Here is a 13168-nt window from a genome sequence, read left to right as displayed (position 1 = left end):
GCGGTCGGGCCGGCTTCAGCCGATGTGGACCAGGAGGCCGCCGTCCGCGGTGGCCTCCACCCGTACCTGCTCCAGCGAGTCGACATGCGCGTTCGGAGCGTGAACGGCGGCGCGCGGGCCCACCCCGACGACGCGCATCCCCGCGGCCTTCGCCGCCGCGATGCCGACCTCGGCGTCCTCGAACACGATGCAGTCCTCGGGGGCGAAGCCCAGCTCGGCGGCGCCCTTCAGGAAGCCCTCCGGGTCCGGCTTGCTCGCGCTCACCCGCTCCGCGGTCACCATGATCTCCGGCAGCGGCAGCGCCGCGGCGCCCATCCGGGCGCGGGCCAGCGCCTCGTCCGCCGACGTCACCAGCGCGTGCGGCAGGCCGGCCAGCGAGGCCAGGAACGCGGGCGCCCCCGCGATGGGCACGACGCCGTCGAGGTCGGCCGTCTCCTCCGCGAGCATCCGCTGGTTGTCGGCGAGATTCAGTTCCACCGGCCGGTCCGGAAGCAGCACCGCCATGGTGGCGTGGCCCTGCCGCCCGTGCACGACGCTCATCACGTCCTTCGCGTCCAGCCCGTGCTCGGCGGCCCAGCGGCGCCAGCAGCGTTCCACCACCGCGTCGGAGTTCACCAGGGTGCCGTCCATGTCGAGGAGCAGCGCGCGGGCGGTCAGAACGGACGGGCTGGACGGCATGGACGCTCCTCTGGAAGTACTCAGTGGCCCCGCTCGCCGGTCAGGGGAAACGAGCGGAGCCACTTTGTTTCTCCACGATACAAAACATGGGCCCGCAACGCCAGCGGATCTCGGGATCAGGCTGCGGGGGCCGCAGGGGCCGCGAGGTCTACGGGGTCTCGACGTACTGCAGCAGACCCCACGTGAAGTGCGCGATATAGCGGGCGCCGGTCGGGGGGTCGCTGAGGGCGAGCCGCCACCGGGTGGGGGCGCTGCCTTCGAGAGGAGTCGCGCGCGGGAAGGCGCGGGCGACCTCGTCGACGGTGCAGGACCAGGGGGCGAGGTCGGCGGCGGACCCGAGCACGGGGGGCAGGGCGCCCGGGGCACGGACGAGCCACTCGTTCCACACCGCGCCGCCGCCGGGCGCGCACAGCACCTCGAACCGCAGCTCGGGCCAGAGCGGTACGGGCCACAGATGGGCCTTGCAGCTCAGGTCCCCGATGCGCCGGACGGCCGTGCTCTCGGGCGGCCCGAGCGCGGCGCGGTAGCGGCGTTCACCGCTCGGGGACGTACGGGAATGGAGTCGCGCCTGCCAGCGGCGGTTGGCCTCGCGCAGTTCGGCGCGGGACGCGCCGAGCGTGCGGAGCGCCTCCTCGACCAGCTCGGGCCGGTGGTCCGCCATCCGCCGCAGCAGTACGAGTTGGAACTGACCGGCCCCGAATTCCTCTGTCGCCACCCGGTGATCCTCGCAGACGCGCTACCAGGAGGTCTGCTGCTCCAGAGCGGTACGCGTCGCCGGGCCGTAGACGCCCTCGGGATCGCTGGTGATCGCGTTCCAGAACTGGAACATGGCCACGGCGTCCCGCACCTCGGAGTCGAACCTGCCGTCCACGCCGCCCATATAGACGTAGGCGCGGCGCAGCCGCTGCTGGAGGTCCACCACCGGGGCCCCGGTGTCGCCCATCTGCAGTGCCGGGTCGGCGAGGGTGGGGCGGTTCGTGGGGGGAGTGGTGGTCGGGGTCGTGACGGGGCCGGATCCGGAGCCGGGCACGGAGCCGGGTGCGGCCGGTGTGTTCGTCGTGACGGGGGGCTGGGACGGGGGCGCGGACACGACGGGGGAGGCCGGGGGCGCAACGGACTTCACCGGGGTGGACGGGGCGCGGTGGGTGGCGGTCGGCGACGCCGTGGGGCCCGACGCGTGCACGGCGCTCGGCGCCGCGGTGGCCATCACGTCGCTGCTGGGCAGAACGACGTCGGGCACGCTGTTGCTGTTGTCGGGCAGGGCCCGCTCCGGCCGGTCGGGCGCGCTCAGCAGCTGGTTGGCGACGGCGACCGCGCCTGCGGTCAGCGCCGTGGCGGCGACGGTGGCGGCCGCGACGACGAGGCCACGTCTGCGGCGGCGGGGTCGGCGGCGCCGGCCGCCGCGGCGCTCATCCTGGCCCCCGGGGCCCGGTCCGACCGCGAACAGCTCAGGACCGGACGGCTCCACCGGGTATTCGAGACCGTCGTACGCGCGGCCGTCAGATGCGAGACCGTCGTATGCGTGGCCGTCGTATTCGAGACCGTCGTACCCGTGGCCGTAGTACGCGTCGTCGGCGTACGCGAGGCCGTTGTATGCGGGACGGTCGTTTTCGGCCGGGAACATGCCCAGGTCGGTGTCGGCAGGGCTGGGCCCCGCGGTTCCGATCAGGGGTTTCACGGTCGACTCGGCGGGCTCGGTGCCCGGTTCCGCCACGTATGGCCGAACGCGCAGCGGGTGGAAGCCTTCCGTCGCCGCGAGCGCGGCTCGCCGTTCGGCCGACCGTGACGCGGCCGTGGCCACACCCGGTTCCAGCTCCTCTGCCCCCTCCGGCTCCACTGGGCTCCCCTCCCTCGACGGTCCGCGAATACCTCAAGACGCAGTGATTATGCCGCCCGGGGCATGCCGTGCCCAGGTCCGGCCGTCACTCTCGGTGGCGCATAGGACGCGAAACCCGCGCGAATAGTGTGAATATTGATTCGCGATCAAGCGGCGCGACGCGAGGAGCACGGCATGGCGCAGGACACCACGGCCCCCACCGGACCGCCGGCGGCCCTTCCCGGCGCGCACCAGGACAAGCGCTCGGTGCGGATCGCGATCAGCGCGCTCGCCCTCGGGATGCTGCTGGCCGCGCTGGACCAGACGATCGTGTCCACCGCGCTGCCGACGATCGTCAGTGACCTGGGCGGCATCGAGCACCTGTCCTGGGTCGTCACCGCATACCTGCTCGCCTCGACGGCCGCCACCCCGCTGTGGGGCAAGCTCGGCGATATGTACGGCCGGAAGAAGCTCTTCCAGACCGTCATCGTGATCTTCCTGATCGGTTCCGCGCTGTGCGGCATCTCGCAGAACATGCCGCAGCTGATCGCCTTCCGTGCCCTGCAGGGCCTGGGCGGCGGCGGTCTGATGGTGCTGTCGATGGCAATCGTCGGCGACATCGTGCCTCCCCGGGACCGGGGCCGCTACCAGGGCGTGTTCGGCGCGGTGTTCGGCGCGAGCAGTGTGCTCGGGCCGCTGCTGGGCGGGGTGTTCACCGAGCAGCTGTCCTGGCGGTGGGTGTTCTACATCAACCTGCCGATCGGTGTCGTCGCGCTGGCCGTCATCGCGGCCGTGCTGCACATTCCGGTCCGCCGCACCTCGCACCGGATCGACTACATGGGCATGGCGGTGGTCGCCGCGGCGGCGACCTGCCTGGTGCTGGTGACCTCGCTCGGCGGCACGACCTGGCCCTGGAGCTCGCCGAAGATCATCGGGCTGGCGGTGCTCGGCGTGGTCCTGGTGGCCGGCTTCATCGTCATCGAGCGCCGGGCCGTGGAACCGGTGCTGCCGCTGCGGCTGTTCCGGGTCCGCACCTTCTGGCTGTGCTCGGTGATCTCCTTCGTCATCGGCTTCGCGATGTTCGGCGCGATGACGTACCTGCCGACGTTCCTGCAGGTCGTGCACGGCCTCTCGCCGACGATGTCCGGTGTGCACATGATCCCGATGGTGATCGGCATGCTGGTGTCCTCCACCGGTTCAGGACAGATCGTCAGCCGCACCGGCCACTACAAGGTCTTCCCGATCCTCGGCACCGGGATCACGATCATCGGCCTCCTGCTGCTGCACCGGCTCGACGAGTTCACCAGCACCTGGGTGATGAGCGGCTACTTCCTGGTCTTCGGCTTCGGCCTCGGCCTGGTCATGCAGGTGCTGATCCTGGCCGTGCAGAACTCCGTGGGCTACGAGGACCTGGGCGCCGCCACCTCCGGTGCGACGTTCTTCCGTTCCATCGGCGCCTCCTTCGGCGTCTCGATCTTCGGTACGGTCTTCGCCAACGAGCTGAACGGCAAGATCGATTCGGCCATCGCGGGCAAGCCGCTGCCGCCCGGCTTCGACCCGTCGGTGATCTCCGCCAACCCCCGCGCCGTGGAATCGCTGCCGGCCTCGATCCAGGGACCGGTGGTGCACGCGTACTCGGCCTCGATCACCACCGTGTTCCTGTGGGCGGTGCCGGTCACCGTCATCGCGTTCGTGCTGGCCTGGTTCCTCAAGGAGCAGCCGCTGCGCGGTTCCGTCACGGTGCCGGACGGAACCGAGACCTTCGGCGCCAACCCGGTGGAACGGTCGTCGATCGACGAGATCGCCCGCGGCCTGTCGCTGCTTGGCAGCCGGGAGGCCCGCCGCGACCTGTATGCGCGGATCACGAGGATGGCGGTGCTCGACATCCACCCCGCGTCCAGCTGGCTGCTGCTGCGGATGGCCAAGGGCGGGGAGTCCGACCCGGTCGTACTGGCCCGCATCACCACCGTGCCCGCCGACGTCATCGAGCAGGCGGCCGTCGAGGTCGAGAGCCGCGGGCTGGCCGTCCGGGAGGGCAATCCGCTGGTCCTCACCGACAGCGGCCGGGAGATGGCCGCTCAGCTCGGAGCCGCGCGGCGGACCGTACTGGGCGAACTGCTCGGGGACTGGGACCCGGAACGGCACGCGGACCTCGCGGCGCTGCTGACGAAGCTCAGCGGCGAGCTGTGCGGCGGTGACACCGACCGGCTGACGAAGGAGCGTCCGGCGGCGGGCGGTTCAGCCGCCTGACGCCCCGGTGGCACCTGCGCCACCGCCTGCCGCACGCCTGCCCCGGGCTGGTGGAACGCCCGCCCCCACGCCCGCCCTCCTGTGCGTCCTCACGCCCGTTCTCACGCCCGTTCAGCCTCTGCTGGACGGGTGTTCGACGTTTGGGTACCCGCTTTCGGGCAAGCCGAACGATGAGTTCGCAGTATTCGCAGTATTCGCAGTACCGCGCACACTCTGTCCGTCGACCCGCAGAAACGGGAGGCACGTAATGTCCACTGGCGTGACTATCGCCATCGTCGTGGTTGTCATCATTCTGGCAGCCGCTCTCGCGACCGTGATGCTCCGGCCCGGGGGCATGGGCGGCCAGAGCCTGCGACGCCGCTTCGGCCCCGAGTACGAACGGGTCCTGGGACTTCATGACGGTGACACCGAGGCCACCGACAAGGAACTGACCGAGCGCCTCCAGCGGCACGGAGACCTCAAGACGCTGCCGCTGTCAGCGGAATCCCGCGAGGAGTACACCGCCCGCTGGTCATCGGTCCAGGAGCACTTCATCGACTCGCCGGCCAAGGCGCTGACCGAGGCCGACACGCTGATCGAGCAGCTGGCCCGCGAACGGGGTTACCCGGACGCGAAGTCCGCAGAACACTTCGACGCGCTGTCCGTGCACCACGCCCGTGACCTGCAGGGCTACCGCGATGCCCACACCATGGCCGGCCGGACGGGCCAGGCGGGCGGCGAGGGCGGGGCCTCCACCGAGGAGATGCGCGCAGCCCTCGTCCGGGCTCGCTCGATGTTCGCGGAGCTGATCCGGGCCGACGGGCACGGAGCGGACCGGAACCGCCGCACGGATGCGGAGCACCCCGACGAGCGGACCGCCGGAAAGCGGAGCGGCAATGGCCTGCACCTCGGCACGATCGGCCGTCGCCAGAACTGAGGCCCCCGCCCGCACCGCCCGCCCCCAGCCATCGGTTCCAGGTGTCACAGGAGACAGAGACGATGAACGATCGACAGGACCAGATCCGAGAGAGCGACAAGGCCGCCCCGGACACCGCGCCGGGCACCACCCCTCCAGCCGGCACGTCGCAGCAGCGTGAGGCTCAGCCGCGCGAGACGCAGATCCCCCGCCAGGCGGAAGGCTCCGCCGTGCCCCGCACCACCGCGAACCGCCCGGACGAGCCGCCCCCCACGCCTCCCGCCCTGGGAGCCCCGCACAACGCCGCCGGCGACCGCACGCCCGGCTCCGACCGTACGACGGCCGGCAAGGACCGCACGTCCCCCGCCACCCGCGCCGGTGCCGAGTCCCCCCGCCACGGTCACGGCGACGGCGGGCTCGGGGAGCGGCTGCAGCGCGCGATCGGCGCGTTCGTGGACGAACCGCGGAAGTCCGTCGAGGAGGCCGACGCCGTACTCGAACAGGCCACCAGGCAGCTCACCGAGAAGCTCGCGGAGCGCCGCCGTATCCTCCGGTCGGCATGGCACGACGACGACGCCAAGGCCGACACGGAGGAACTGCGTCTGGCGCTCATGCACTACCGCGACCTGACGCAGCAGCTGCTCAGCATCTGAGGGCAGCCGCCCGGTGACGGCGTCAGCTCTTCGGGGCCGTCTGCTGGACGACCTCGAACGACCACAGGGCGGAGTCCGAAGCGGCCGGTTTGGGCCGCTCGGCTCCGCCCTCGCCCGCGCCGGCACCGCCGTGCGCGGCCTTCATCGACCCGGACATCCAGTTCTTGAAGTCCTCCTCGCTGCGCCACCGCGTGTACACCAGGTACTGGTCCGTGCCCTCGACCGGGCGTAGCAGTTCGAACCATTCGAAGCCGTCGGAGTTCTCGACGGATCCGGCACGCGCCGCGAACCGCTTCTCCAGCGTCTCGCGCATCTCCGCCGGCACGGTCAGGGCATTGATCTTCACGATGCTCATGGCCCCATCCTGCCGTACGGTCCCCGCCCGGGCGCGGGTGCTCAGCCCGGTCGGTCGGCGCGACCGTTCAGCCCCCGTAGCTGACCTGCATCTCCTTCACGCCGTTGATCCAAGCGGAGCGCAGCCGGCGGGGGTCGCCGACGAGTTTGATGTCGGGCATCGCGTCGGCGATGGCGTTGAACATGAGGTCGATCTCCATGATCGCCAGGTTCTTGCCCATGCAGTAGTGCGGGCCGCCGCCGCCGAATCCCAGGTGGAGGTTGGGGTCGCGGGTGATGTCGAAGCGGTCCGGCTCGTCGAAGACCTCGGGGTCGTGGTTGGCGGAGGCGTAGAACATGCCCACCCGCTGGCCCTTCTTGATCTCCTGGCCGCCCAGCACGGTGTCGCGGGTGGCCGTGCGCTGGAAGGACGTGACCGGGGTGGCCCAGCGGACGATCTCCTCGGCGGCGGTGCTCGGGCGCGTGGCCTTGTAGAGCTCCCACTGCTCGGGGTTGGTGAGGAAGGCGTGCATGCCGTGGGTGATGGCGTTGCGCGTCGTCTCGTTCCCGGCGACGGACAGGACGAGGACGAAGAAGCCGAACTCGTCGGTGCTGAGGTTGCCTTCGTCCTCGGCGGCGACGAGCTGGCTGACGATGTCCTTGACCGGGCACTCCTTGCGGGCGGCGGCGAGGTTCATCGCGTACGAGATCAGTTCCATGGCCGACTCGGCGCCCACCTCCTCGGTGATCGCCAGCTCCGGGTCGTCGTAGGCGATCATCTTGTTCGACCAGTCGAAGAGCTTGTTCCGGTCGTCCTGCGGCACGCCGATCAGCTCGGCGATGGCCTGGAGCGGGAGTTCCGAGGCGACCTCGGTGACGAAGTTGCCCACCCGCCGGCCGCGCGCCTCGGCCACGATGCGGTGGGCGCGGTCGCGAAGCGTCTGTTCCATCTGGCGGATCGCGCGGGGTGTGAAGCCCCGCTGGACGATCTGCCGGACGCGGGTCAGCTCGGGCGGATCCATGTTGAGCATGATCAGCCGCTGCATCTCGATCTGGTCGCGGGTGATGTGCTCGTTGAAGCGGATGACCGCGGTATTGAGGAACGACGAGTAGACCTCGGGGTTGAGCGAGACTTCCTTGACGTCGGCGTGCCGGGTGACGACCCAGTACCCCTCGTCCTCGAAGCCGGCGGTGTTGTAGGGCTGTTCGTTCCACCAGACGGGGGCGGTCCGGCGCAGCTGCGCCAGTTCGGGGAGCGGTACCCGCTGCTCGTACACGTCCGGGTCTGTGAAGTCGAAGCCTTCGGGAAGCGCTGGGCAGGGCATCGGCCACTCCATGTCTGACGGTCCATCAGATATGGCTTGAACGTAGTAACCAGTTCTACAAGTAGCAAGGGGAATGACGGTGTGGATTGGATGTGGGGTCGTGGAGGCTTGTGCACGAGTCTTGCGCGCCGCGTACCGGGGGTAATAAGACTGCATGCAGAACTAGTACGCGTTCTAGTTCTGCCGGAGGCGCCGGGACGCCGACCGGTCGAGGAGAGGACGAGATTCATGGCCGCTGAACCCGTCATCGTCGAAGCTGTACGCACGCCCATCGGCAAGCGCGGAGGCGCGCTCGCCAATCTCCACCCCGCCTACCTGCTGGGCGAGACCTACCGCGAACTGCTCGGCCGGACCGGGATCCAGCCGGACGCCGTCGAACAGGTCGTCGGCGGCACCGTCACTCACGCGGGCGAGCAGTCGATGAACCCCGCACGCAACGCCTGGCTCGCGATGGGACTGCCGTACGAGACCGCCGCGACCACCGTGGACTGTCAGTGCGGGTCCTCGCAACAGGCCAACCATATGGTCGCGAACATGGTCGCGGCGGGAGTCATCGACATCGGCATCGGCTGCGGTGTCGAGGCGATGTCCCGGGTGCCGCTGGGCAGCGGCTCCAAGCACGGGCCGGGCAAGCCGTTCCCCGACGAGTGGAACGTGGACCTGCCCAACCAGTTCGAGGCCGCCGAGCGCATCGCCCGGCGACGCGGGCTGACCAGGGAGAACGTCGACCGTCTCGGCCTGATCTCGCAGGAGCGGGCGGCCCGGGCGTGGGCGGAGGAGCGGTACAAGCGGGAGACCTTCGCGGTGCAGGTGCCCACGACCGAGGAGGAGCAGCAGGCCGGCCAGGGCATGTGGCGGCTGGTCGACCGCGACCAGGGCATGCGCGACACCACCATGGAGGGCCTGGCGAAGCTGAAGCCGGTCATGCCGACCGCCGTCCACACCGCGGGCAACTCCTCGCAGATCTCCGACGGGGCCGCGGCCGTCATGTGGGCGTCCAAGCGGATGGCGCGCGCCCTCAAGCTCCGCCCGCGCGCCCGTATCGTCGCCCAGGCACTTGTCGGTTCCGACCCGCACTACCACCTGGACGGTCCGGTCGACGCGACCCGGGCGGTTCTCGGCAAGGCCGGGATGACGCTGAAGGACATCGACCTCATCGAGATCAACGAGGCGTTCGCGTCCGTCGTCCTGTCCTGGGCGCAGGTCTTCGACCAGGACCTGGAGAAGGTCAACGTCAACGGGGGAGCGATAGCCCTCGGCCACCCGGTCGGCTCGACCGGCGCCCGGCTGATCGTGACCGCGCTGCACGAACTGGAGCGGACGGACAAGGAATTCGCCCTCATCACGATGTGCGCGGGCGGCGCGCTGGCGACGGGGACGATCATCCAGCGGCTCTGACGTGCCAGCTGTCCAGCGGGCTCGGGCATCCAGCGGCTCCGCGTCGCCGCCCCCGGGGTGGGACGGAGCCGCTGGGGACAGCCACCGGCGGGCGTACGGAGCGGGGCGCGGCGGGGGGCGCCTCGCTCCGCCCGGTCGCTACGGCCTCCCGGGAACGCCTCCCGGACCGCTCGCGGGGGTGTCCGCGGTCGCGGGCGCTCTCGCGGATCCGGCCGTCGGGCCGAAGGCCACCGGCGCTGCGAAGGCCGCGCGGCGGGTGGCGCGGCGCAGGGCCTTGAGGATGGTGGCGCCGAGCGTGAAGGTGAGGATCGCGGTGACGGCGGCGCGCGGCAGGTCCCAGCCGAGCGACGTCGCGAGGCAGTACGCGACGAAACGGCCGAGGTTGTCGAGGACCGGGTCGCCGCCGACGTAGGCGATGCCGGAGGACAGCCCCCCGATGGTCACCCAGCCCTGCAGATTCATGACCGTGCCGTAGAGGATCGACGAGGCGACGCCGTAGCAGGCGAGCATCGTCAGCTCGCCGCGGCCGCGCAGGGTGTCGGGGCGCGGGAGCAGCCCCGCGCCCATGGCGACCCAGCCCATCGACAGCATCTGGAACGGCATCCACGGGCCGACACCGCCGGTGAGCAGCGCGGACGCGAACATCGACACCGCCCCGAGCACGAAGCCGAATCCGGGACCCAGCACCCGCCCCGACAGCACCATCAGGAAGAACATCGGCTCGATGCCGGCCGTACCGGCGCCCAGCGGCCGCAGGGCCGCTCCGACGGCGGCCAGCACTCCGAGCATGGCGATCGACTTGGCGTCCATCCCGCCGTCCGCGATGGTCGCTATGACCACGGCGATCAGCATCGGCAGCAGCGCGGCGAACAGCCAGGGTGCGTCCTTGCTGTGGGCGAGTCCGGTGCCCGGGTCGGCGAGCAGTGGCCAGCCGAACATGGCGATGCCGATCGCCGAGATCAGCGTCAGCGCCGTGACGGAGCGCGGACCGAGGCGGATGGGACGTACTTGCCGGTCGGGACGTACCGGACGGTCGGGACGTCCGTGCTGGTCGGTCTGTTCGTGCTGGTCGGTCCGTACCTTCCGGTCGGTCCGTACCTTCCGGTCGGGACGTTCGTTCCGGTCGGGACGTTCGTTCCGGTCGATAGGTACCGGCTGGTCGGTTCGTACCGGCCGGTCGGGACGCGTCATGAGGACTCCTCCAGGGCGCGCGCGACCTGCGGGACGGTCAGCCAGGGCAGTGGCGCGAGGATCTTGGAGACCTGCGGGGCGAAGGCGGGGGAGGAGACCACGACCTCGGCGGTCGGGCCGTCCGCGACCACCTCGCCGTCGGCCAGGATCACGACCCGGTGGGCGAGTTCTGCGGCCAGTTCCACATCGTGGGTGGCCAGCACGATCGCGTGACCGTCGGCCGCTAGCACCCGCAGCTGGGAGACGAGCCGGCCCTTGGCCGCGTAGTCGAGGCCGCGGGTCGGCTCGTCGAGCAGCAGCAGCGGCGGCCGGGCGGCCAGCACGACGGACAGCGCCAGCGCGAGGCGCTGGCCCTCGGACAGATCGCGGGGATGGGTCGCGTCATGGACACCCGGGAGGAGTTCGGTGACCATCGCGCGGCAGGTGCCGGGCGCGGCGTGCGCGTCCTGGTCGGCGGCCGCGCACTCGCCGGCGACGGTGTCCGCGTACAGCAGATCCCCCGGCTCCTGCGGTACCAGGCCCACCTGCCGGATCAGCTCGCCCGGCTTCGTACGGGACGGGACGATGCCGCCGACCGTCACGGTGCCCGAGGAGGGCGGGTGCAGACCCACGAGGGCGGACAGCAGGGTGGACTTGCCCGCGCCGTTGCGCCCCATCAGGGCGACGGTCTCGCCGGGGCGGACGGTCAGCGACACCTGGCGCAGCGCCTCGGTCCTGCCCCGGCGGACGGACAGCCGGTCGAGGACCGCCACCGGCCCGGCGGCGGCCGCAACCCCGGCTGCAACCCCAGCCGTAACCCGGCCCGCAACCCCGCCCGCAACCGGCGGCGTTCGGCCCGCCAGCCGCTCCCGCAGCGGCCCGGCCTTCCGGCGCGCGTCGCGGACGGACAGCGGCAGCGGCGACCAGCCCGCGAGCCGGCCCAGCGCCACCACCGGCGGGTGGACGGCCGAGACCGCCATGATGTCGGCGGGCGCGCCCATCATCGGGGACGCGCCGGGGGCGGGCAGCAGGATCACCTGGTCCGCGTACTGCACGACGCGCTCCAGCCGGTGCTCCGCCATCAGGACCGTGGTCCCCAGATCGTGGACCAGCCGCTGCAGCACGGCCAGCACCTCCTCCGCCGCGCCCGGGTCCAGGGCGGACGTCGGCTCGTCCAGCACCAGCACCTTGGGGTGGACGGTGAGCACCGAGCCGATGGCGACGCGCTGCTGCTGACCGCCGGAGAGCGTGGCGATCGGACGGTCCCGCAGCTCGGCCAGACCGAGCAGGTCCAGGGTCTCCTCGACGCGGCGGCGCATCGTGGCGGGCGCGAGGCCGAGCGACTCCATGCCGTAGGCGAGCTCGTCCTCGACGGTGTCGGTGACGAAGTGCGACAGCGGGTCCTGGCCCACCGTGCCGACGACATCGGCGAGTTCACGTGGCTTGTGGGTACGGGTGTCCCGGCCCGCAACGGTGACCCGGCCGTGGAGGACTCCGCCCGTGAAGTGCGGCACCAGACCGGAGACCGCGCCCAGCAGAGTCGACTTACCGACTCCGGACGGCCCGACCAGCAGGCACAGCTCCCCCTCGGGGACGGTGAGGTCCACTCCCGCGACGGCGGGTTCCGCGGCGTCGTCGTACCTGACCGAGACCTGCTCGAAGCGGATCATGTGCGGTCCTCCTTCGGCTTCGATGGTGCGAACCGGGACGAGGCGGGGAGCGGCGCGGGGAGCGGCGAGACGAACGCGGGCAGCAGCCCGGCCAGGACCGAGAGCGCGGGCCACAGCGGCAGCGTGGGCGCGGTGAGCGGGATCGTCGACGGGGCCAGCGCCAGGGGATCGTGAGAGGCGGCCCAGATCATCAGCGCCGCCACCGCGACCCCGGAACCCGAGACCAGCCAGGCCCGTATGCCCCACCGGTCGGGGCGGTAGCGGGAACGGATCGAACGCCGGCCGCCGAGCCGCAGCCCCGCCAGCGCCGAGACCAGGCCGAGCAGCAGCACCGGCACGCCGTACCCGGCGCCGGACGCGGACAGCAGCGCGTACGTGCCCGCGCACACGCCGAGCAGTCCGCCCAGCGTCAGCGCGGCGGTCGTTCGGCGTATCGCGGGCGGCACGTCGGCGGACCGGCCGTAGCCGCGGGCGTCCATCGCGGCGGCCAACGCGACCGACCGCTCCAGCGCCCCTTCCAGGACCGGCAGTCCGACCTGCAGCAACGCCCGCACCCCCCGGTCCTCGCGGCCCCGCAGCCGGCGGGCGGCGCGCAGCCGCTGCACATCGGTGACGAGGTTCGGCGCGAAGGTCATCGCCACGACGACCGCGACCCCCGCCTCGTACAGCGCGCCCGGCAGCGATTTGAGCAGCCGGGCCGGGTTGGCGAGCGCGTTCGCCGCGCCCACGCAGACCAGCAGCGTGGCCAGCTTCATGCCGTCGTACAGCGCGAACAGCAGGCCCTCCGCCGTCACTTTGCCACCCAGCCGGACGCCGCGCGCCCAGTCGGGCAGCGGGATCTCGGGCAGCGTGAACAGGGTGTGGGTCCCCGGGATCGGCGAGCCGAGCAGGATCGCGAAGACCAGCCGGATCGCGAGCACCACCAGACCCAGCTTCAGGAACGCCCCGTACGACCGCGCCCAGGGCGCGTCCGTCCGGCG

The 13168-nt window shown here is 71.6% G+C and carries 12 protein-coding genes; 4 read left to right on the top strand and 8 right to left on the bottom strand.

The genetic code is table 11. The features are described from left to right. Nucleotides 1-15: 15 nt before the first annotated feature. The 3 genes from QMK24_RS19580 to QMK24_RS19570 all read right to left on the bottom strand — a co-directional run bounded on the left by QMK24_RS19580 (nt 16) and on the right by QMK24_RS19570 (nt 2515). Nucleotides 16-678, bottom strand: a complete 663-nt coding sequence (locus QMK24_RS19580; protein ID WP_283467589.1) for an HAD-IA family hydrolase — start codon at nt 676-678, stop codon at nt 16-18. Between the two features lie 148 nt (nt 679-826). Further along, nucleotides 827-1339 (bottom strand): hypothetical protein, encoded by a 513-nt coding sequence (locus QMK24_RS19575; protein WP_502962589.1) that lies wholly within the window; start codon nt 1337-1339, stop codon nt 827-829. Between the two features lie 75 nt (nt 1340-1414). Then, nucleotides 1415-2515, bottom strand: a complete 1101-nt coding sequence (locus tag QMK24_RS19570) for a peptidoglycan-binding domain-containing protein (RefSeq protein WP_283467587.1) — start codon at nt 2513-2515, stop codon at nt 1415-1417. A 174-nt stretch (nt 2516-2689) separates the two neighbouring features. Here QMK24_RS19570 and QMK24_RS19565 point away from each other — a divergent pair, with 174 nt between their 5' ends. From QMK24_RS19565 to QMK24_RS19555, 3 genes are all read left to right on the top strand, one after another. Next, nucleotides 2690-4744 (top strand): MFS transporter, encoded by a 2055-nt coding sequence (locus tag QMK24_RS19565; RefSeq protein WP_283467586.1) that lies wholly within the window; start codon nt 2690-2692, stop codon nt 4742-4744. Between the two features lie 259 nt (nt 4745-5003). Continuing rightward, nucleotides 5004-5660, top strand: a complete 657-nt coding sequence (locus QMK24_RS19560) for a hypothetical protein (protein WP_283467585.1) — start codon at nt 5004-5006, stop codon at nt 5658-5660. 62 nt (nt 5661-5722) lie between these two features. Then, nucleotides 5723-6292, top strand: coding sequence for a hypothetical protein (locus QMK24_RS19555; protein ID WP_283467584.1), 570 nt, complete (start codon nt 5723-5725; stop codon nt 6290-6292). 22 nt (nt 6293-6314) lie between these two features. On the opposite strand, the gene QMK24_RS19550 is transcribed toward QMK24_RS19555, so the two are convergent. Both QMK24_RS19550 and QMK24_RS19545 read right to left on the bottom strand, forming a co-directional pair. Further along, on the bottom strand, nt 6315-6647 hold the full coding sequence (locus QMK24_RS19550; RefSeq protein WP_283467583.1) for an antibiotic biosynthesis monooxygenase family protein: 333 nt from the start codon (nt 6645-6647) through the stop codon (nt 6315-6317). 67 nt (nt 6648-6714) lie between these two features. Beyond that, the gene (locus QMK24_RS19545) at nt 6715-7950 is read right to left on the bottom strand and encodes a cytochrome P450 (protein WP_283467582.1); all 1236 of its coding nucleotides are present in this window, start codon (nt 7948-7950) and stop codon (nt 6715-6717) included. Nucleotides 7951-8178: 228 nt separating this feature from the next. Between QMK24_RS19545 and QMK24_RS19540 the strand changes: the two genes are divergently transcribed. Beyond that, entirely contained in the window at nt 8179-9348 is a 1170-nt protein-coding gene (locus QMK24_RS19540; protein ID WP_283467581.1) for a steroid 3-ketoacyl-CoA thiolase, read from the top strand. Nucleotides 9349-9486: 138 nt separating this feature from the next. Here the strand turns inward: QMK24_RS19540 and QMK24_RS19535 are convergent, their stop codons facing one another. From QMK24_RS19535 to QMK24_RS19525, 3 genes are all read right to left on the bottom strand, one after another. Then, nucleotides 9487-10539, bottom strand: a complete 1053-nt coding sequence (locus QMK24_RS19535) for an ECF transporter S component (RefSeq protein ID WP_283467580.1) — start codon at nt 10537-10539, stop codon at nt 9487-9489. Further along, nucleotides 10536-12188 carry an ABC transporter ATP-binding protein gene (locus tag QMK24_RS19530; RefSeq protein WP_283467579.1) on the bottom strand — a complete coding sequence of 551 codons (1653 nt, stop codon included), beginning with the start codon at nt 12186-12188 and terminating at the stop codon, nt 10536-10538. Before QMK24_RS19530 ends, QMK24_RS19535 begins: the two co-directional genes overlap by 4 nt. After that, a partial coding sequence (locus QMK24_RS19525) for a CbiQ family ECF transporter T component (RefSeq protein WP_283467578.1) occupies nt 12185-13168 on the bottom strand: 984 nt, incomplete at its 5' end. The genes QMK24_RS19525 and QMK24_RS19530, both read right to left, overlap by 4 nt.

The organism is Streptomyces sp. PH10-H1, assembly GCF_030063355.1.
In the GTDB taxonomy this organism is placed as follows: Bacteria; Actinomycetota; Actinomycetes; order Streptomycetales; family Streptomycetaceae; genus Actinacidiphila.
This window is presented reverse-complemented; position numbering and strand designations above follow the sequence as displayed.